We start from the raw sequence: 21,101 nt of genomic DNA, 5'->3' as shown, positions 1-21,101 counted from the left end.
CCCGATGCAGTTTGAGGAAAACTGGCTTGCGGCTCAGGCCCATCAAGCCCGTTCATGATCTCGGTTATGGGATACGGAATCCAGGGGCAAGGTCAGTTTGGGACTTGATAATCATTGGCCATGATCCCTCGTTGTTCCTCTTTTGCTGGCTCGCTCGTCCGTACGGTGGCGGCAGTCATCACGCTGGTCTTGTCTGCGCAGGCACAGGCCGCCACGCGCGTCCACGCCACTGGTGCAGGAGCTGCGCTACCGCTCCCAGTCGCCCCAGGTGCGCGAGCTTCAGGTGCGCCTGCGGCTGGCCAAATACCTGGCGCTGTACGACGTCGAAGAGCGATTCGGCATGGTCACGCGAGACGCTGTGTTGAAGTTCCAGCGCGACAACGGACTGCGCGCCACCGGCGTCGTCAACCCGCCCACCTGGACCGCGCTCCAGGCGCGTACGCGCGCGCCGACTGAAGCCGAGCTGAACAACACCGACATCGGCGCCTGGTTCGTTGCGCCTGAGCAGGCCGGCTACATGATGGAGTTGCAACACCGGCTGCGTCAGGTAGGGCTGTACCAGGGCGCGGTCGATGGCAATTTCAACGCCGCCACCCGGCGCGCGATTGAGGCCTGGCGCGTTCGCATTGGCTTGCCCGCAAGCGAGGTCATTGACGAGCGCACCTGGACGCCTTTGCTGCGCCGCACGCGCAACCCCCGCTATGCCGATTTGTTCGACGCGCCGCCGGCCAGCACCCTGGTCCAGCAGCTTGACCCCCGTTGTGCAGTGGGCAAGGTGGTGTGCGTCTCCAAGAAGCAGCAAAAAATGTCTTATGTCGTTGATGGCAAGGTGCGTTTTACGCGGGAGGCGCGTTTTGCCATGCCCGGCTGGCAAGGCCCGGACGGTGAATTTCGCATCTGGTACATGAACAGCGACACGGTCTCCAGGATATTTGGCGAACGCACGCCGATGCCCTACGCCATTTTTTACGAGGGCAACGTGGCTATTCACTACTCACAGGACTTCGCCGACAAGGGCTACGCAGGCGGCTCGCACGGTTGCAGCCAGCTGCGCGACTACCAGGTCGCCAAGTGGCTCTACGAGCAGCTCAAGGTCGTCGACCGGGTGGTGGTTTATTGACTGCAGGGCTGCCAGGCGATCAAGCGTGATCCCACGCACCTGAGGTTGAGCGGGCCTTGCGCTCCGCTGTGGGCACACTTTTCCCTGCGCTTTTAAAGCAAGCACCTTTCCACGCTGTTTGTCATAGAACAAACAGCGATCCCGTGCTTCGTGCTTTACTGGCCTGTTAACCAATCTGGGGAATGACGATGCCTGACACCCTGTCACCCGACCTGCTTCACAAGATGCACGCCTGGTGGCGCGCCGCCAACTATCTCTCTGTGGGGCAGATTTACCTGCAGGACAACCCGCTGCTCGAAACGCCGCTTGCACTGGAACACGTCAAGCGGCGCCTGCTGGGGCACTGGGGCACCACGCCCGGCCTGAACCTGATTTACGTGCACCTGAACCGGCTGATCAAGGCGCACGAGCTCGACATGCTGCTCGTCGTTGGCCCTGGCCACGGCGGGCCGGGCATCGTGGCCAACACCTACCTCGAAGGCACCTACACCGAGCGCTACCCCGCCATTGAACGCGACCGCAGCGGCATGCGGCGTCTGTTCCGCCAGTTCTCGTGGCCCGGTGGCATTCCCAGCCATGTGGCGCCTGAAACCCCCGGCTCTATCCACGAAGGCGGTGAGCTGGGCTATTCGCTGGCCCATGCCTACGGCGCCGCATTTGACAATCCGGGCCTGATCATGGCCTGCATCGTCGGCGATGGCGAGGCCGAAACCGGGCCGCTGGCGGCAAGCTGGGACTCGAACAAGTTCCTGAATCCGGCGCGTGATGGCGCGGTGCTGCCGATACTTCACCTCAACGGCTACAAGATCGCCAACCCGACGATGCTGGCCCGCATTGACCGCAGCGATCTCATAGCGTTGATGCGCGGGCACGGCTACGAGCCGCTCTTGGTCGAAGGCGATGACCCTGCGCTGGTGCACCAGAGCCTGGCGGCGATGCTGGACAAGTCACTGGCGCAAATCCAGCGCATTCAGGCCGAAGCGCGTGCGCCGGACGCGCCACAACCCCCCGTGCTGCCGCGCTGGCCGATGATCATCCTGATCACGCCCAAGGGCTGGACAGGGCCGAAGGAAGTGGACGGCCTGCCGGTCGAGGGCACCTGGCGCGCCCACCAGGTGCCGATTTCGAAGTTCACCCAACCCGAACACCTGCAGCAGCTGGAAGCGTGGCTGCAAAGCTACCAGCCCGAGGAGTTGTTCGACGCCGCCGGGAAGTTCCGCGAAGAGTTCGCGGAACTTGCGCCGACAGGCCAGCGCCGCATGGGCTTTAACCCGCACGCCAATGGCGGGAAGCTGCTCAAAGCGCTGATCATGCCGCGGCTGCGTGAACATGCCGTGGTCGTGTCTGCGCCCGGTGCGGTGCAAGGTGAGGCGACACGCGTGCTTGGCGGCTTGCTGCGCGAAGTGATGCGGCTCAATCTGGACAACGCCAATTTCCGCCTGTTTGGCCCGGACGAGAACGCGTCGAACCGGCTTGACCCGGTGTATGCCGTCTCGGGCAAGACCTGGATGGCCGAGACGGTGGCAAACGACACCGACCTCAGCGCCGAAGGCCGCGTGATGGAAGTGCTGAGCGAGCACCTGTGTGAAGGCTGGCTGGAGGGCTACCTGCTGACCGGGCGGCACGGACTTTTTTCGTGCTACGAGGCCTTCATCCACATCATCGACTCGATGTTCAACCAGCATGCCAAGTGGCTGAAAGTCAGTCGCAAGATTCCGTGGCGGGCACCGATCGCTTCGCTGAACATTTTGCTCACCTCACACGTCTGGCGACAAGACCACAACGGCCTGTCGCACCAAGACCCGGGCTTTATGGACCATGTGGCGAACAAGTCGTCTGACGTGGTGCGTATTTATCTGCCGCCCGACGCCAACTGCCTGCTGTCGGTGGCTGACCATTGCCTGCGCAGCCGCCACTATGTGAACGTCATCGTGGCGGGCAAGCAGCCGTCGTGGCAATGGCTGGACATGGACGCTGCCGTGCGCCACTGCACGGCTGGCGCGGGTGTTTGGTCTTGGGCTGGCAACGAAGATGCGGCCAGCGACCAGGAACCCGACGTGGTGATGGCGTGTGCCGGCGACGTGCCCACGCTGGAAACGCTGGCGGCGGTGATGCTGCTGCGCGACGATGCGCCCGACATTCGCATCCGTGTCGTCAACGTGGTCGACTTGATGACCTTGCAGTCGCAAACCGAACACCCGCACGGCTTGAATGACCGGGATTTCGACGCCCTGTTCACCACCGACCGGCCAGTGATCTTTGCCTTCCACGGTTACCCGTCGCTGGTGCATCGGCTAACCTACCGCCGCAACAACCACGCCAACATGCATGTGCGTGGCTTCCAGGAAGAAGGCACCACCACCACGCCTTTCGACATGGTGGTGCTGAACAACCTGGACCGCTACCAGCTGGCGCTGGACGTGGTGCGGCGCATCCCCCGTCTGGCGGGCGAGGTCGAGCGGGCGACGGCGCGCTACTGGAGCCGCATCGAGCGCCACAAGCTTTACATCGCCGAGCATGGCGACGACCTGCCCGAGGTGCGGGACTGGCGCTGGCGGGGCCGTGCGTGATGACGTTGCAGGAAGATGAGCGGATCGCTCACCACACCGCCCGCCTGGCGGGTTCGTTGCAGAAGGTGACCCGATGACCGATGAGGCAGTGCATGCGCAGCAACAGCGCGACAGGCAGGGCGATCCTTCATTGATCGACGCCGCTGCCGTGGCCGTGGCGCTCGGCGCCGACCTGGAGCGCGGTCTCAGCACCGAGGAAGCCGCCAGGCGACTGGTGGCAGATGGCCGCAACGAACTGCGCGCCGTGCCGCCCGTGCCCACCTGGCGCCGCGTCCTGGCGCAGTTACAAGACCCGCTGGTCTATCTGCTGGGTGCGGCGGCGGCCGTGGCCCTGGCCGCCTGGTGGTTCGAGGGCCGGGGTGAAGGCGGCGTGGCCGGCTGGCCACTGGACGCCATCGTCATCGCCGCTGTGGTGGTGTTGAACGCGGTGCTGGGCTGGCTGCAGGAAGCCAAGGCCGCGCAAGCCGTGGCGGCGCTGGCGAAAATGACCACCGCCACCTCGGCCGTGCTGCGCGGCGGCGCGGTGGCGCGGGTGCCGAGTGCCGAACTGGTCAAGGGCGACCTGCTGGTGCTGGCCGAAGGTGACGCGGTGGGGGCCGATGCGCGCCTGACGCAGGCTGCAGCGCTGCGCGTGCTGGAGGCCTCGCTCACGGGCGAGAGCGAGGCGGTGCTGAAGGACGCAGCGCCGCTGCCGGCGCCGGCGGCGCTGGGTGACCGGCTGAACATGGTCTTCAAGGGCACCGCCATCGCCCAGGGCACCGGCCATGCCGTCGTCACCGCCACCGGCATGGCTACCGAGATGGGCGGCATCGCCACGTTGCTGGACACCACACCCGACAAGCCGACACCGCTGCAAGGCGAGATGGCCTACCTGGGCAAGGTGCTGGGCATCGCTGCGGTGGTGATCGCCGCAGCGGTGGTGACCACCATCCTGCTCATCTCCGACATCCACGGCGTGGCCGATGTGGTTCAGGTGCTGCTGCTGGGGGTGTCGCTGGCCGTGGCTGCGGTGCCCGAGGGGCTGCCGGCTATCTTGTCGGTGGTGCTGGCGATGGGCGTACGCCGCATGGCGCGCCAGCATGCCGTCGTCAAGAAGCTGGCGTCGGTGGAGACGCTGGGATCGGCCTCGGTCATCGCCTCCGACAAGACCGGCACGCTGACACGCGGCGAGATGACGATCCAGCGCGTGATGACGGCATCAGGGCGCAGTGACATCACCGGCGTGGGCTATGCACCCGAGGGCCGGGCCGAGAGCGATGGCGTTGAAATTACCGGCCAGAACAAGGGGCCGCTGCGCAGCGAGTTGATCGACGTGCTGAATGGGGGTTGTCTGGCCGGCAATGCCGAGCTTCAGCAGGACGACACGGGCACCTGGATCGTGCAGGGTGACCCGACGGAGGCGGCCTTTCTGGTGGCCGCGCGCAAGCTGGGCGGCAGCGACGAGTCCGCCAAACGAGACGAACGTTACGAGCGCATCGGTGAGATTCCTTTCACCTCGCAGCGCAAGATGATGTCGACGCTGGAGGTCGACCATGCCAACGCCGAGGCGCATGTGATGTTTATCAAGGGCGCGCCCGACGTGATGCTGGCGCGTTGCACGCAGGTGCTGGTGGGCAGCCAGACGGTGGCCCTCGACGACGCGACCCGTGCACGCATTCTGGCCGACGTGGATGCGATGACCGATGCCGCACTGCGCACCCTCGGCGTGGCGTGCCGCACCCTGGCGGCCGACGCGCAGATTCCGGGGGATGACGATGAAGCGGCCAGGCTGGAACACAACCTGGTCTACCTCGGCACCGTCGGCATCATCGATCCGCCGCGTGCCGAGGCTGCAGTCGCCATCGGTCAGGCGCATCGGGCCGGCATCCGCGTGATCATGATCACCGGCGACCACCCGCGCACGGCCGCACGCATTGCGGCCGACCTCGGCATCGTCCAAGCCGGGGCGTCCGTGCTGACGGGCATGGAACTGGACGCGCTGGACGACGCAGCCTTCGCCACCGCGGCGCAGCAGACCTCGGTCTTCGCACGTGTGGCACCCAAACACAAGCTGCGCATTGTCACGGCGCTGCAGGCAGCTGGCAATGTGGTGGCGATGACCGGTGACGGCGTCAATGACGCGCCGGCCCTGAAGGCCGCCGACATTGGCATCGCCATGGGTGTGGCGGGCACGGAAGTGACGAAGGAGGCGGCCCGCATGGTGCTGGCCGACGACAACTTCGCCACCATCGTGCAAGCGGTGCGCGAAGGGCGTGGCGTGCTGGACAACATCGAAAAGTTCTTGCGTTACCTGCTGTCGTCGAACATCGCAGAAGTGCTGACGGTCTTCCTGGGCGTGGTCGGCGCGGGAGTGATCGGCTTGAAAGCCACTGCGACTGGTTCGGGTGGGGCCGTGGTGCTACCGCTATTGGCCACGCAGATCCTGTGGATCAATCTGATCACTGACACCGGGCCCGCGCTGGCCATGGGCCTGGACCCGATCAGCGAGGATGTGATGGCCCGCAAACCCCGCCCGCGCAGCCAGCGCGTGATTGATCTGCGCATGGGCCTGGCTGTGGCCGAGCTTGGCGTCGTGATGGCGCTGCTGTCGCTGCTGTCCCTGGACCTGTTCCTGCCTGGCGGCTTGTTCGAGCCGCTACCGGCCTGGGTGGGCGCTGGCTCGCACAGCATGGAACTTGCGCGCACGGCCGCCTTCACGGTGCTGGTGCTGACGCAGTTGTTCAACTGCTTCAATGCACGCTCGCAAACCGCGTCTGCGTTCAGCAACTTGTTTTCCAACCACTGGTTGTGGGGCGCTGTGGCCTTGTCGGCGGCGTTGCAAGTGGCGGTGGTGCATTTGCCCTTTCTTAATCTCGCCTTCGGCACCGTGCCGCTGTCCGCCAGTCAGTGGGCCGTGTGCGTGGTGTTGGCCAGCGGCGTCTTGTGGTTCAGTGAATTGCGAAAGCTGGGGCGACGCCTCTGGGCTCAGCGGGACAGCACTGGCGGCAATGTCGAACGTGATTCAGAGGGGGCGTCGGAGACGACCGGTGCTGCGTCGCGGAGGTGAGGCGTGAACTCTCGGGCGCAGGGGATATGTTGGCGGGATGGACAAGGCGATCAACCGCTCACGACCGCACCCCATGAAGAGGGCTTACTTACCGCATGGACTTGTCTGCGCCAGTAAGTGCAACGCCTTCACGCCCAAACCCGCCGCCTCAATCGCCCCGGCCACATAGCCCGGAAACTGCGGCGACCATTCGCTGGCAATGCCGGTCAGGCGGCCGCTCCACGGGCCAGACGGGGCGGTAGTAGCGGGTGCTTGCGCGTGTTGGCCGGTGCTTTGCAGATCGGCAGCGGTGGCGGTGTAGGGGTCAAACGCCCAATCCTTGATGAATTCAGCCTTGGGCGTGGCGGCCTGGCTGCCGAACAGGCGGGTGAATTGGGTACGGCAATGGGCTTTCAGCTCGCTTTCTGACACGCTTTGCCGAACGTCGGCAGGCACGCCGAAAAAGCCGAACAGGGCAGCGCTGCCGCCCTGCATTGACGCATCGTGGACTTCGCCCAGCGGCCCGCGCGCGCTTCTGGCTTCGCCGGACAAGCCTTGTTCGCGCCAGAACGGGGTGTCGTAGACGGCGATGTATTTCGCATGGGGCGCCATCCAGGTGGCGGTTGCGCGCCATTGCCCGGCCAGCGCTGGCGGCAGGGCGGGCTCAAATTCAATGCTGTGCTCCACCAGGCGCGGCGGCAGCGCCAGCAACACGTGTTCTGCGCGCCACGTGGTGACTTCACCGTGGGCGTTTTCGCTGTCCAGTTCCACGTGTTGCGGCATGCAGCGCAGGCGGCGCACCGTCTGCCCGGTGTGAATGCGCCTGGCGTCCAGACGGCGGTGCAGCGCATCGGTCAATGCTGCCATGCCGCCTGTCAGACGCATCGAAGGCGGCGAATTGGCGTAGCCGCGCACCCGCACAGGCTGCTCGTGGGGCGAGCGTTCGACCACCGTGTCGCCGGTTTCATGCTGCGCGAAGCTCGTCAAGCCCAGGTCATCGACCAGACGTGCCAACTGGTGCTGGTAGCCGGGCCAGAACCAGGTCGGCCCCAAATCGACACGGTCTAACTTTTCTGCGCCGGTCGCTGGCTGGCCCGATGCAGGCGCGCAGGCGATGCGCCCGCCCAGGCCGTCGCGCGCTTCCAGCAGCACGTAGTCGTGGAGGCTTTGCTGCTCCAGCAAACAGGCGGCGTACAAGCCGCTCAGGCCTGCGCCAACGATGGCGATACGCGCTGTCTGCATGGCTACGCCTTCAACGCCGATGACGTGGTCAGTGCTGTGCGGCTCAGGTGGCCGGTCTTGAGGTAAACGGTAGCGCCTTGCGCGCTGGCGGTGATGCTTGGCGCGTCGCCTTCGGGCAGGCGCAGCCAGCTGCCGGGCGCACAGGGTTGGCCCGCCATCGCCACGCTGCCGTCCAGCACCAGCAGTTCGGCGCCGTTGGCTGATGCAGCCACTACGGTTTGGCCCGGCGCAAGGCGTTGCAGGCAAACCTGTTCGGTCTCGCTTGAGAACAGCGGGCAGACTTCGCGCCCGTTCTGGCGCTGCCAGGCCGCCGCATCGTTGGTGTCGATGCGCACGGTGTGGCTGTCGCTGGGTTGCATTTGCCACAGCTTGACGAAGATGGTCGTGCCTTCGACGCTGAAAGGCTGGTGGGCTGATCCGGGCGGATTGCGCAGATACCAGCCCGCCGGATAGTGGCCGTGCTCGTCCGAGAAGACGCCTGACAGCACCAGAATTTCTTCACCGCCGGGATGCAGGTGGCGCGCAAAGTGCGAATCGGGGGCGTAGCGCACCAGGCTGGTCGCGCGGGCTTTTTCTTCACCGACGCGGTCCAGCATCACGCGCTCGACACCGGCCATCGGCGAGGGTGTCCATTCGTGCTGATCGGGGGTGACGAGGGCGCGTTGCGAGAAATCTGCGTGGATCAGCATGGGGTTCTTTCAGACATTTGGCGTTTAGCGGGCGGCCTGGCAGCGCCGCGCAGGGCGGCAGTGGCGTCAGCGCAAGCTGCGTGCGGCGTCAAGGCGCGACGCAGTCTCCATCCAGCCCGGCCATACCGGCGATTTTGCGCAGCCGCGAGCGGTTTTCCAGACAGGCCTGGTACTGCGCTTGAGCAGCCTGCGCGGCCGTCTGTTTTTGTGCCAGATGTAAGGCCTGATCGCGCTCGGCCTGCAGCCTGGCGATCAGTGCCCGGATTTGCGGCATGGCGGCCAGCGCGGCTTTTTCGCCCTCCAGGATGGCCTGGGCGCGCTGGGTGAAGTCGGCCGACCCCATGTCGAGCACCTGCGGGCGAATGACCACGTCAGCGCGCGCCAGTTCGGCCTGGCCCAGTTTTTGGCCCATGATGGCAATGGTCTGGCCGAGCGTGCCAAGCATGCCGTCGGGCGCCCGGCCGCGCGCCTTGCTGGAAATGTCCACCGCAATCACCACATCCGCGCCCATCTGGCGGGCCGCATCCACCGGCACCGGGCTGGTGATGCCGCCATCGACAAAATGGTAGGGGCCAATAGTCACCGACTGGAACACGCCCGGAATGCTGCTGGACGCACGCACCGCCTGGCCGGTGTTGCCGCGCGCAAACACGGTGCGCTTGCCGTCTTCCAACCTTGTCGCCACGGCCACAAACGGCTTGGCCAGCTGCTCCAGCGGCTTGTTCTTTACCTGCTCGTTGACGTAGTCTTCGAGCTTTTGGCCCAGAATCAGCCCGCCCGAGGACAGTTGCAGGTCGCGGATTTTGGCTTCGTCCAGCGCCACGGCTTTTTCTTGCAGCTCAAACGCATTCATGCCGCTGGCGTACAGCGCGCCGACCACGCTGCCCGCGCTGGTGCCCGCCACTACGGCCGGCGTGAAGCCGTTGGCCTCCAGCATCTTGATGACGCCGATGTGCGCAAAGCCTTTGGCCGCACCGCCGCCCAGCGCCACGCCAATTTTGATGGGGGCGGCATGCGTGGTGGCTAGGGGCGTTGCGGCGGACGGGGCCGGCGGCGTACTGCCGCAGGCGGCCAGAGCGGCCAGGCTCAGGTAGACGCAGGAGCGTAAATAAGGGGTCAGGCGCAGGGGGAAATATGTTGCTGTCATGTGGCAGGCAGTTTAGCGGCGGCGGGCAAGGCCGCCTGCCAGTAATGTTTTTTGCTTTGAAAAAGATAGCTGCTTGCGCATGGCTGGTGTGCGCTGGCGGCCAATTTGACTGATTAATACCGGCCTCAGCTACTTACAGCTGTCATTCCCGCCTTCGCGGGAATGGCAGGGGGTAATAAACGTCTGAGGCACGTAGCTAATCAGGTTGATTTTCCTGATTGGATACGCGGCAGCCTTGCAGGCTTGGTGGGTCAAAACAAGCACCGTTCGGTGGATCAGCGGCGTTTGAGCAATCCGCCCAGCATCACGCAGGCCAGCGCCGCTACGGTCAGCGCAATGCCGCCCCATTGCCACGGCGTGATGACTTCGCCCAGCACCAGCATGCCGGCGGCCAGGCCGACCACCGGCACGCCCAGGCCGAAGGGCGACACCCGGTTGGCGGGGTGGCGCTTGAGCAGGCCGGTCCACAGGCTGTAGCCCACAATCGTGGCCACCCAGCCCAGATAGGCAATCGACAACCAGCTGCTCCAGCGCGCCTGCAGCCACTGCCAGCGCACCGCTTCGGCATCAAACAGCCACGACAGCATGATGAACGGCACGATGGCGACCGCGCCGCTCCAGACCACAAACGCAATCGGCGAATAGTTGACCGACACTTTTTGCACCTGCCGCGCCACGATGTTGGACAGCGCCCACATGGCGGCGGCGCACAAGGTCAGCAGCAAGCCGGCCACGGTGGTGGCGCTGCTGCTGGCCGCGTCGGGGCTGACGTAGTTGTAGCCAAAGCACGACAAGCCCAGCGCCGCCAGCACCATGCCCACTTGCAGTGGCCGGCTGGCGCGCTCGTGCAGCAGAAAAAAGCCGAACAGCGCGGTAAAAAACACCTGCGTCTGCAGCAGCACCGACGCCAGCGCCGCCGTCATGCCGACTTTCAGGGCAATGAACAAAATGCCAAACTGGCCGACGCCTTGGAACAGCCCGTACAGCACCACCCATTTCCACGGCACCTGCGGCGGCTTGATGAACAGCATCAGCGGCAGCGCGGCAAACAAAAAGCGCGCCGCGCCCAGCTGGAACGGCGTGAAGTCGCGCAGCGCAAACTTCATGGCGACAAAATTCACGCCCCACACCAGCACCACGACCAGTGCAGCCGCCAGGTCACGCCCCGTCAGGGCTTCATTTTTCATGCGGGGTGCGGCTGCGCACTGCGGGCGGCATCCAGAGACGGTTTGACTGGCCGGGGACTAGCCAAAAAACGCGGGGTGATGGAGGACATGAAGGCTGGCGCCTCAGGTGGAGGGGTTGAAAAAATTGAACAAGGGCGGGGCAATTCAGGACGGCTGCCAGACCTGACGGGCGACGCGCAGCATATTGTCCCCCATCACGCCGGCCACTTCGGCTGCGCTCAAGCCCGCTTTTTCAAGAGCGCTCGGCAACTGCTGCCAGGTGTCCAGCGGCGTGTAGGTGATGCTGGTGATGCCGCTGTCGTAGCCCGCCGAGCGGGGCCACCAGTAAGCCGGGTCGTAGTCGCCCGGCGGGTTGTCGTTGAGCGCGTCCTGGCGAAAACTGATGTCCAGCCCGATGCCGACATGCTGCGCGCCCACCAGCCCGGCGACGTAAGCCGCATGCCGCGCCACGTCGTCGGCGGTGGGCTGGCGCATGCCTAAAAACGCCGACACGCCCGAGATGCAGACCACGCCGCCGGTAGCCGCGCAGGCCTTGATCTGCGCGTCGCTGATGTTGCGGCCATGCTCGACGAGCGCCAGCGGGTTGGCGTGGCTGAAGATCACCGGCTGGCTGGACGCAGCCATGATGTCCAGGCTGCAGCGCCGGCCGGTGTGCGCACAGTCCATCAGCACACCGGCGCGGTTCACCGCCTCAACCATGCGCCGGCCCAGCGGCGTAAGGCCGCGCTCGATGTCATGGCAGCCATCGGCCACCGGGTTGTTGCGGTTGTAGGCAAAGTGCATCTGGCGCACGCCCAGGTCGCGGTACAGCGCCACCATGTCGGGCTGCCCCAGCAGCGGCAGCGCGCCTTCAAGGTCAAACCCGACCGCCAGCACGCCGGTGGCCGCCGCGCGCTCAATGTCAGTCACGCTGCGGGCCAGCACAAAGCGCTCCGGGTGCGCGGCAATCCGGGCGCGAAAAGCCGCCAGCACCGACACAATTTGCGCGACCGGGTTCATGTCCATGCCGACATTGACCGACACGTAATGAACCCCCGCGTCGCGCAGCTTGTCCAGCGGCGAGAAATCAGCGTCGGGGTGCAGCGGCAGGCAGGCGTGGGCTTCCCAGTGAATCATGGTGTTGGCTTGAGTTTTTTCGCGTCTTTGTCATTCCCGCGAAGGCGGGAATCCAGAGGGCTTGGTGGCTAGCGCTGCGGCATTGGATTCCCGCCTTTGCGGGAATGACGGGTTGAAGCAGAGTTTTTTAAGCAAATAGGGGCTGCAGCGCAGGCAGCACCTGCGCAAGCAGCTATTAAATAAGTAGCATGGCTTGCGCTGATTTTGCAAACCGCAATCCCGTCAAGCCGCTGTGCCAGCGCGCTGAAAGCCCGACGACGCGTGCATCAGGCTCAGGGTATAAGGCTCGGTCACGCGGTGGGCGGCCAGGTCGCTGGACGCCAGCACTTCCACCGTCTGGCCGCGCTGCATCACCATCAGCCGCTCGCACAAATGCGTGACCACCGCCAAATCGTGACTGACCATGATGAAGGTCAAATTGCGGCGCTGGCGCAGGTCTTCGAGCAGGTTCAGCACCTCGGCCTGCACCGACGCATCGAGCGCCGAGGTGGGTTCGTCGAGCAGCAAAATCTGCGGCTCCAGAATCAGCGCCCGCGCAATCGCAATGCGCTGGCGCTGCCCGCCCGACAGCTGGTGCGGGTAGCGAAAGCGAAAGCCCTGGCCCAGTCCGACTTCATCAAGCGCGCGTTCGATGCGCGTTTCAGCGTCTGCAATGCTGTGAATCGCCAGCGGCTCGGCCAGCAGCCGGTCCACCGTCTGGCGGGGGTGCAGCGAGCCGTACGGGTCTTGAAACACCATCTGCACGCGGCGGCGAAACGCCTTGCTGCCGGGCGCATGGCTTGCGCCGTCGCCGGTCAGCTCTACCCTGCCCGACTCTTTCGGCGCCAGGCCGCAGATGGCGCGCAGCACGGTTGATTTGCCCGAGCCTGATTCGCCGACGATGCCGAAACTCTCCCCTGGCGCGACGCTGAACGATGTGTCAGCCACGGCGACAAAGCCGTCAAAGCTCACGCGCAGGTGGCCCACGTCCAGACCCAGCGCCGGATGCGCGCTCACAGCGCCCACTCCGGCCGGCGGTCCAGCGTCGCCAGCGGATGCGTCGATGCGCCCAATTGCGGCAAACACGCCATCAGCCCGCGCGTGTACGGATGCTGCGCATGGGCCAGCCCGCCCGCCGCCAGTTCTTCCACCACGCGCCCGGCGTACATCACCAGAACGCGGTCACAAAACGACGACACCAGCCGCAAATCGTGCGACACCAGAATCAGCCCCATGCCGCGCTCGACCACCAACGCATCCAGGATGGACAGCACCTGCAACTGCACGGTGACATCCAGCGCCGATGTCGGCTCGTCGGCAATCAGGATATCCGGCTCGGCAATCAGCATCATCGCAATCATCGCCCGCTGGCCCATGCCGCCCGACACTTCGTGCGGGTACAGCTTGTAAACGCGCTCGGGGTTGTCGATGCGCACCGATTCCAGCGCGGCCAGCGCACGTTTTTTGGCTTCCTGATTCGACACGCGGGTGTGTGCCTGCAGCGTTTCAATAATCTGCGCGCCGATGGTCATGACCGGATTGAGCGAGAACTTTGGGTCTTGCAGCACCATTGCAATGCGCCCGCCTCGCAAGGCCCGGCGTTGCTTGGGCGGGCAGTTGAGCAGATCAACGCCGCCAAATTCAAGCCGCTTCGCCGAGATGCGGCCTTCAGGCGCGGTCAGTCCCAAAATGGCGCGACCAGTTTGTGATTTGCCCGAACCGGATTCGCCGACGATGCCGAGCCGCTCGCGGCCCAGCGTGAACGACACGCCGCGCACGGCTTCAACCAGGCCGCCATCGCGGCCCGGAAACGCCACGCGCAAGTCTTCGACGACCAACAGGGGGGTCGTACTCATTTGGTCGCCTTCGGGTCGAGCGCATCACGCAGCCCGTCACCCAGCAGGTTAAACGCCAGGCTGACGATGAAAATTGCCGCGCCGGGCGCTGCCGCCACCCACCACTGGTCCAGCACATACAGCCGGCCATTGGCAATCATCGCACCCCATTCGGGCATCGGCGGCTGCGCGCCCAGACCCAGAAAACCCAGCCCGGCGGCGGTCAAAATAATGCCCGCCATGTCGAGCGTGACGCGAACAATCACCGACGACACGCACAGCGGCATGATGTGGCGCAGCACGATGCGCCACGGCGACGCACCCAGCAACTGCACGGCGGCGATGTAATCGGTTTGCCGAATCGTCAGCGTTTCGGCCCGCGCCATGCGCGCATACGGCGGCCAGGACGTGATGGCAATCGCAATCGCCGCGTTCTCGATGCCAGGGCCAAGCGCGGCGACAAACGCCAGCGCCAGGATCAGGCGCGGAAACGCCAGAAAAATGTCGGTGATGCGCATCAAGGCGGCATCGACCAGCCCGCCCGCATACCCCGCTACGGTGCCGACCAGCAGCCCGAGCGGCGCGGCCAGCACGGCGACCAGCACCACCACGAACAGCGTGATGCGCGAGCCGTGAATCAGCCGCGACAAAATATCGCGCCCCTGGTCGTCAGTGCCCATCCAGTGCGCCCACGACGGCGGCAGCAGCCGCGTGGTGCGCAAGTCGCCGATGTAGGCCGAGTAGGGCGCCAGCAGGTCGGCAAAAATCGCCACCAGAATCAAGGCCATCACGATGAACAGCCCGACCATTGCCAGCCGGTTGCGCGCAAACGTGCGGCAGCCGCCATAAGCGCGGCCCAGTGCGGCCTGCCTTCTGGAAGAAGGCCGGTCGGACATCAGCCACTGGTGCAGACTTTCAGGTTTTGAAAGCGTCGTCTCATTCATCGCGTGCGCGTCCTCGGGTCCAGCAGGGTGTAGAGCAAATCGGACAGCAGGTTCAGGCCGATAAAGATCGAACCCACCACAATCGTGCCGCCCAGCACCGCGTTCATGTCGGCGTTTTGCAGCGAGTTGGTGATGTACAGCCCCAAGCCCGGCCAGGCAAACACGGTTTCGGTCAGCACCGAGCCCTCCAGCAGTCCGGCATACGACAGCGCAATCACCGTCACCAGCGGCACCATCGCGTTGCGCAGCGCGTGACGCCAGATGATGCGCGCCTCCGACAGCCCCTTGGCACGCGCCGCCACCACGTATTCCTGCGCCAGCTCGTTGAGCATGAACGAGCGCGTCATGCGGCTGATGTAGGCCAGCGAAAAGTAACCCAGCAGCGACGCCGGCAAAATCAGGTGCGACAGCGCATTGCCAAAGGCGTCCCATTCGCCGGCCATCGCGGTGTCCAGCAGCAAAAAGCCGGTGACCGGCACCAGCGTAAATTCATAAGCTACGTCAATGCGGCCCGGCCCGCCGACCCAGTCCAGCTTGGCGTAAAACAGCACCAGCCCCATCAGCCCGAGCCAGAAAATCGGCACCGAATAGCCGACCAGCCCGATGACGCGCACCACCTGATCGACCAGTTTGCCGCGCCGCACTGCCGCCCACACACCCAGCGGCACGCCCAGGCCCGCACCGAACAAAATGCCCAGGCTGGCGAGCTCCATCGTCGCCGGAAAGGCGCGGCGAATGTCCTGCATCACCGGGTTGGCGGTCAGCACCGAAACGCCAAAATCGCCGCTCAGCACCTTGCGCAGGTAGATGTAAAACTGCGTGTGGAGCGGCTTGTTCAGCCCCATTTCCTCACGCACCCGCGCCACCACATGCGGCGGCGCGTTGTCGCCCACCATCGCCAACACCGGGTCGACCGGAATCACCCGGCCAATGAAAAACGTCACCGCCAGCAAGCCCAAATAGGTGAGCAAAATCACCACCAAAAAGCGCCCGAGGGCCTTCAGGCGGCGAACATGCGGTGACGGGCGGGAAGGCCGGGCCGCCGACAGCGGCGCCGGGCTCAGGGCGAGGGGATCAGGAACTGCCAAAACTGCACGTTGCCGGTTATCGCTTGGCGACCTTGAACATGTAGTTGGTGTCAAACGTCGGGCCAAGCTTCACGCCTTCCACATTGCTGCGGTAAGCGGCCACTTCGGTCTGCTGGTACAGCATGATGAAGGGGCTGGTCTTGCGAAATTCGGCCTGCAACTCTTCGTACATCGCCTTGCGTTTGCCGGCATCGCGCTCCAGCACGGCGGCGTCTGATTTCTTGGTCAGCTCCGGAATCGCCCAGGCATTGCGCCAGGACAGCGGCTTGGCTTTGGCGTCGTCGGCGTTGTCAGGGTTGCGCGTGAAGGTGTCGGCGTTCGAATGCGGATCCCAGTAGTCGGAACCCCACTGGCCGATGTACATGTCGTGCGTGCGGCCCCGGTATTTGGTCAGCACCTGCTTGCCGTCGCCGGGAATGATTTCCACATCAATACCCGCCAGCTTGGCAGTTTGCTGGAAGGCTTCGGTGATGCCCTGCACCGGCTGAACGGTGCGCATGTCGATGGTCACTTTGAAGCCGTTGGGCACGCCGGCCTTGGCCAGCAGCGCCTTAGCCTTGGCCACGTCGAGCTTGTAGAGGTTCTCTTTGCTCGCACCCAGCAGGCCGATAGGCAAAAAGTTCTGGTGCACCACGCCGATGTTTTTGATTAATGTGTCGCCGATGGCCGAATAATCGACCAGCCATTTCAGCGCTTCCCGCACCTCGGGCTTGGCCAGCGTCGGGTTTTTCTGGTTCAGGCTGATGTAGTAGACCGTGCCTTTGGGTGCAGAAGTGAGCTTGATGCTTTTGTTGGTGCTGACGGCGGCAATGTCTTGCGGGCTCAGGTTGCGGGCAATGTCGATGTCGCCTTTTTCCAGCAGCAGGCGCTGCGTGGCCGCTTCCTTGACATGGCGGTAAATCACGCGGGCCATCGCCGGCTTGGGGCCGTAGTAGTTGTCGTTGCGCTCCAGCGCCACGATTTCGTTGGCCCGCCACTCGCGCAGTTTCATCGGGCCGGAGCCGGCGTAATTGGTTTTAAGCCAGCCGTAACCCCAGTCGCCGTTTTGCTCTTTGGTCAGCAGCAGTTTCTTGTCGACGATGGCCCCGATGTTGGCCGTCAGGCAGTTGAGCACGAAGGTCGGCGCATACGCCTTGTCGGTTTCCAGCGTCAGCGTGAGCGGGCCGGTGGCCTTGATCTTGTCCCGCGCGTTGTCCTTGCTGAAGCCAAACTGCGTCAGGATGAAGGCCGGCGACTTGTCCAAAATGACCGCCCGGTGCAGCGACCACGCCACTTCATCCGCCGTTAGCGCATTGCTAGAGGCAAACTTCAGCCCCGGCTTGATCTCGAAGGTGTAGGTCTTGCCATCGGGCGACACCGTCCATGACTTCGCCACGTCGCCGATCAGCTTGGACGGGTCATTCACATCGAGTCGCACCAGCCGGTCATAGGTATTGCCCATGATTTCGCCGGCAGACAGCTCAAACGCCTCCGCCGGGTCCATCGTGATGATGTCGTCAAACGCAAAGGCCACCACCAGCGTGTCCTTGGGCGTGGCCGCCAGCGCCGCCGGGCCGTGGCACAGCAGCAGTGCGGCCGCAGCCGTGGCGCACAGCACGCGGCGGGACAGCGGAAAAGAGGGGAATGACGAAGTGGCCAAGATGTGTTCCTTTGCGTGGGTCAACCGGGATTGAGCGGATGTTGATCGTACTGCAAAGGACGCATAAATCATGCCTGCAAGCGTCTCAAATTTACCTGAAAAATGCTATAAAAAATATAGCTGCTTGCGCAAGCCTGTATTGCGCAAGCGCCTTAAATCATCTGAAAAAGCCGATTTTCAGCCTCAGTCGGCAGCCGCTGCCGGCTTTTCTTTTTGGCTGATGCGCCAGCTGCGCGTACACAGCAGCGCCAGCGCGGCCACGTTCTTGCATTTCCGGATTTTCCCGTCCAGCAACCGCGCCGACAGCATGGTGTCGAACACCGGAATCATGACGCTGAACAGACCCGCCGGCGCTCAGCGGCCCAGTTCCCGCAGATAAGCGCTGCGCGCTTCAATGGCGGTGTCGGGGAAGTCGCTGAACAGGCCGTCCAGCCCAAGGCGGTAAAACTGCAGGTACTCGGCCTTGGGGTCTTTGTTGTAGTCAAAAGCCAGACGGCGCTGTTCATTGCGGAAGGTGTAGGCATGCACCAACAGACCGGCCTTGTGGGCATCGTCAATCAGCGTGGTGGCGGGCTGGCTGCTGGCATCGTTGTAGTTGACCTTGTCATCGCCATTGACATCGCGCAGGTTGCCGGCCGCGTCCAGCGTGCCCTTGACCGGCACGATGTACGGCTTCCACGGGCCAATGCCGTCCGCATAGGTCTTGATTTCGGCCAGCCCGGCGGGCGTGACCATGGCGCTGTAGAGCCGGGCGTCGCCGCTGACCGCCCAGTCATAAGGACGGTCGTAGGGGGAGGCGTAGGTGATCTTGCCGGTCTTGAGGTCGTAGTCGCCGCCGTCGATCAGCTGAATCATGCGGGTGGTCAAGCCCTTGGCGCGCATTTCCTTCAGGCTGCCCGGCTCAAAGCTCTGCACCAGAACGGGTGCGGTTTTGCTGTTCCAGTTCGCGGCATTCAGCGCGGTGATCAAACGGTCTTCCAGGCCCAGTCCCAGCTGGCGGTGAAAGGTCGGGTGCTTGGTTTCCGGGTAAATGCCAATCTCGCGGCCGGTAGCCGCGCGCCTGGCTTTGACCAGATCGATAATTTCCTGAAACGTCGGAATTTTGTAGACGCCGTTGAACTGCTGGGGCCGCTCGGCATCGGTGATCAGCGCGCCCAGAGTCTTGATTTCAGCCAGCGTAAAGTCGCTGGCAAACCAGCCAGTTTCGTCCACGCCATCGACTTTTTTGGTGGTTTTGCGAGCTGCAAACTGGGGCAGCATGGCCACATTGGTCGTGCTGGTGATGTTGGGTTCGTGACGCGCAATCAGCACGCCGTCTTTGGTGGCCACCAGGTCGGGCTCGACAAAGTCAGCGCCCAGCTCAATGGCGCGGGTGTAGGACTCCAGGGTGTGCTCAGGCAAATACCCCGAGGCCCCCCGGTGGCCCACCACCAGCGGCTGCACATTGGCCAATGTTTTGAAGGGCTGCGGTGCTGACACAGGGGCGTCACTACCCCCGCCGCACGCAGACAGCGCCAGCACCGCTGCGCTGGCGAGCACTGACAATTTGAGGGAATTTGTGTGGGCAAAAAAAGTCATCAAAAATCTCCCGTGTTATGAAAAACAGGAGTCTCCAGTCTTTTGATGACAGTTTGATGTGCAGCCGCTGAAAGCCAGTATTTTGCTATCGAAAAAGCAGCATGAAAATAAAATCAGTTAAGGGTTTAAGCTATTTTTAAATGTAAAAATTTTTACAGCAGCCGCGCCAAATAGTGACCCGTATGGCTGTCCGGGTTGGCGGCAAGCGTTTCAGGCGTGCCCACGCCGACCACGGTGCCGCCACCGGCTCCGCCTTCCGGCCCCATGTCGATCAGCCAGTCGGCGGTCTTGATCACGTCCAGGTTGTGCTCGATGACGACGATGGTGTTGCCGGCCCCTAGGCAGACTTTGCAGTAGCCTTAGGCGACGTTGAAACTGAAGCGCCTTGCGTAGTGCTGTAGCTGCGCTCAATTTCTTTTCTCATTTCACCGGCTTGACGCCCCCCCGACGACCAAGGCCGAAGCCGACTCGGTAAAGATCGGGGAGATTTACGCGACCATCTTTCATGGTTTCAAAAATGCCAATTCGCTCGAGATCTTTGCGGACACCTTCCCAACCTCGGTCAGCATGTTGTGGCGGCAACTCTTGCGAAGTGTTTCGGAAAAGATCCAATGTGATGAAGTGTTGATCCCATGCAGCCGCAATGATCGGGAACTCACAAGGAACGGTGCGTCCTTTCAGTGGAAGCATGACAACCCTAACCCACGGGTAATCTTCAGCCATTTCATTCACCCGTATCTCAGACGCTTTTTGCACCCCACTCTTAATACTTTCGTAATGCAGCGGAAAGGGGTGTGATGGGTACTTTTCACCTGAGTGCTCCGCAGCTTGGCGAATGGCTGCCAAAAAAGACCGCGGTGAGGTGCGGCCGTGTCCGTCAGCTAAGTGGCTGACCGACCACACATACGGAACTCCCCTATTTGGCCCGCTTCCCATCCATGGCCCTGCGAGTGCTTCAAAAAGTGCTCGCTGCGCTGCACTGTCGCGTTTTACTTCACCCCCAATGTAAAAAATACCGTCCAGTGCGCTTGGGTTCAGTCCACGAATATCTTTATAAACAGCACGAAGCGCTTCACCACTTTCTCCTTCCGCATTACACAACATTTGCCAAAGAAGGCCATGTAAATCGTTTAACTCCCATGTAAGAACTTCCTTGGTTGCCAGTAGTTTGGATGCATCCGGAAAGTTTGTAATCGTGCGATTGGCTTGGTCTTCACGGAGAAAGACCTTGGCGTGCAAGCGCGGGAAGGACTTGAGCCATAGAACGACACGGAGCAAATCGCGCACGATGTTGTCCATTTCGGTCCAGTCATCGCTGGAGCGATCCAGCGCATCAAAAACGATCATCCCAAACCGCCCGTTGGTTTGAAGCACCTGATCCGCTTGTTGAGCGAGTCTGGCTACGAGCTCAGGGTTTTCTTCAACCCAAGTCACTGTGTCACGCAGGCTTGTTGTTGGAAGTGCAGTACCAGTTACAGAGCAAAGCCAATGAACGACGACGCTGCGCCAAATGTCGTAGGGCGTGTGCCCGCTTTTTAGGAGCTTGGAAAACGTATCCTTGTCGGGATAGGCGTCAATATTCGGCTTGCTGCCAAAACCAATATAGACATCCGTTTGCTCTAGCTCTTTCACTTCGCTGGTGAGTGATGTACGCAAAGTAGAGTCGCTCAGCGCCGCTGTCCAAAATGACTTGCCAACCCCCCTGGCGCCAATGACCAAGTTGCACTCTAAGCGTAGCGCTTTTGAATGCGCTGGCGGGATATACACATCTCGCTGGTTCGGTACTCCACCATAGTTGGATGTGGTTAGTGGCAGGGCTTCGACAATGGCCTCCCGAATTTTCTGTGCGCTAGAGCCTGTTAACGCTATCTCAAGGCCTCTGCGATGAGTGCAACCGTAATAAAGGCAGCGAACATCACATCGGTTTTGTCATAGCGCGTGA

16 protein-coding genes and 1 pseudogene are annotated in these 21,101 nt (G+C 63.1%); 3 read left to right on the top strand and 14 right to left on the bottom strand.

The window, feature by feature from the left end:
* Positions 1–232 precede the first annotated feature (232 nt).
* From RCH06_RS16630 to RCH06_RS16620, 3 genes are all read left to right on the top strand, one after another.
* Positions 233–1,120, top strand: a complete 888-nt coding sequence (locus RCH06_RS16630) for a L,D-transpeptidase family protein (protein ID WP_327082580.1) — start codon at positions 233–235, stop codon at positions 1,118–1,120.
* Between the two features lie 188 nt (positions 1,121–1,308).
* Positions 1,309–3,690 carry a phosphoketolase family protein gene (locus RCH06_RS16625; protein ID WP_442799709.1) on the top strand — a complete coding sequence of 794 codons (2,382 nt, stop codon included), beginning with the start codon at positions 1,309–1,311 and terminating at the stop codon, positions 3,688–3,690.
* Between the two features lie 73 nt (positions 3,691–3,763).
* A complete protein-coding gene (locus RCH06_RS16620) occupies positions 3,764–6,736 on the top strand; it encodes a cation-translocating P-type ATPase (protein WP_327082578.1) in 2,973 nt (990 codons plus the stop codon).
* Between the two features lie 84 nt (positions 6,737–6,820).
* Here the strand turns inward: RCH06_RS16620 and RCH06_RS16615 are convergent, their stop codons facing one another.
* The 14 genes and pseudogenes from RCH06_RS16615 to RCH06_RS16550 all read right to left on the bottom strand — a co-directional run bounded on the left by RCH06_RS16615 (position 6,821) and on the right by RCH06_RS16550 (position 20,815).
* A complete protein-coding gene (locus tag RCH06_RS16615) occupies positions 6,821–7,957 on the bottom strand; it encodes a flavin monoamine oxidase family protein (RefSeq protein WP_327082577.1) in 1,137 nt (378 codons plus the stop codon).
* A 2-nt stretch (positions 7,958–7,959) separates the two neighbouring features.
* Complete coding sequence (locus RCH06_RS16610) at positions 7,960–8,646, bottom strand: cupin domain-containing protein (protein WP_327082576.1); 687 nt, start codon at positions 8,644–8,646, stop codon at positions 7,960–7,962.
* Positions 8,647–8,734: 88 nt separating this feature from the next.
* Positions 8,735–9,793, bottom strand: coding sequence for a patatin-like phospholipase family protein (locus RCH06_RS16605; protein WP_327082575.1), 1,059 nt, complete (start codon positions 9,791–9,793; stop codon positions 8,735–8,737).
* Positions 9,794–10,068: 275 nt separating this feature from the next.
* On the bottom strand, positions 10,069–10,980 hold the full coding sequence (locus RCH06_RS16600) for an EamA family transporter (RefSeq protein WP_327082574.1): 912 nt from the start codon (positions 10,978–10,980) through the stop codon (positions 10,069–10,071).
* Between the two features lie 144 nt (positions 10,981–11,124).
* On the bottom strand, positions 11,125–12,096 hold the full coding sequence (locus tag RCH06_RS16595; protein ID WP_327082573.1) for a dipeptidase: 972 nt from the start codon (positions 12,094–12,096) through the stop codon (positions 11,125–11,127).
* Between the two features lie 222 nt (positions 12,097–12,318).
* The gene (locus RCH06_RS16590) at positions 12,319–13,092 is read right to left on the bottom strand and encodes an ABC transporter ATP-binding protein (RefSeq protein WP_327082572.1); all 774 of its coding nucleotides are present in this window, start codon (positions 13,090–13,092) and stop codon (positions 12,319–12,321) included.
* Positions 13,089–13,931: an ABC transporter ATP-binding protein gene (locus RCH06_RS16585; RefSeq protein WP_327082571.1), complete on the bottom strand. Its 843-nt coding sequence runs from the start codon at positions 13,929–13,931 to the stop codon at positions 13,089–13,091. The genes RCH06_RS16590 and RCH06_RS16585 overlap by 4 nt, the downstream gene beginning before the upstream one ends.
* Entirely contained in the window at positions 13,928–14,854 is a 927-nt protein-coding gene (locus RCH06_RS16580) for an ABC transporter permease (RefSeq protein WP_327082570.1), read from the bottom strand. Before RCH06_RS16580 ends, RCH06_RS16585 begins: the two co-directional genes overlap by 4 nt.
* On the bottom strand, positions 14,851–15,942 hold the full coding sequence (locus tag RCH06_RS16575; protein ID WP_442799708.1) for an ABC transporter permease: 1,092 nt from the start codon (positions 15,940–15,942) through the stop codon (positions 14,851–14,853). The genes RCH06_RS16580 and RCH06_RS16575 overlap by 4 nt, the downstream gene beginning before the upstream one ends.
* A 16-nt stretch (positions 15,943–15,958) precedes the next feature.
* Entirely contained in the window at positions 15,959–17,653 is a 1,695-nt protein-coding gene (locus RCH06_RS16570; protein WP_442799707.1) for an ABC transporter substrate-binding protein, read from the bottom strand.
* Between the two features lie 111 nt (positions 17,654–17,764).
* Positions 17,765–17,911: a hypothetical protein gene (locus RCH06_RS16565; RefSeq protein ID WP_327082568.1), complete on the bottom strand. Its 147-nt coding sequence runs from the start codon at positions 17,909–17,911 to the stop codon at positions 17,765–17,767.
* Between the two features lie 24 nt (positions 17,912–17,935).
* Positions 17,936–19,159, bottom strand: coding sequence for a glycerophosphodiester phosphodiesterase (locus RCH06_RS16560; protein ID WP_327082567.1), 1,224 nt, complete (start codon positions 19,157–19,159; stop codon positions 17,936–17,938).
* A 152-nt stretch (positions 19,160–19,311) separates the two neighbouring features.
* Positions 19,312–19,494 (bottom strand): annotated as a pseudogene (locus RCH06_RS16555) (hypothetical protein); the annotation flags it as partial.
* Between the two features lie 85 nt (positions 19,495–19,579).
* Positions 19,580–20,815, bottom strand: a complete 1,236-nt coding sequence (locus tag RCH06_RS16550) for a hypothetical protein (RefSeq protein ID WP_327082566.1) — start codon at positions 20,813–20,815, stop codon at positions 19,580–19,582.
* Positions 20,816–21,101 lie beyond the last annotated feature (286 nt).

This window comes from Polaromonas sp. CG_9.5, from assembly GCF_035984465.1.
GTDB lineage: Bacteria > Pseudomonadota > Gammaproteobacteria > Burkholderiales > Burkholderiaceae_C > Polaromonas.
The sequence above is the reverse complement of the archived record's forward strand: the minus strand, read 5'-3'. Positions and strand labels throughout refer to the sequence as shown.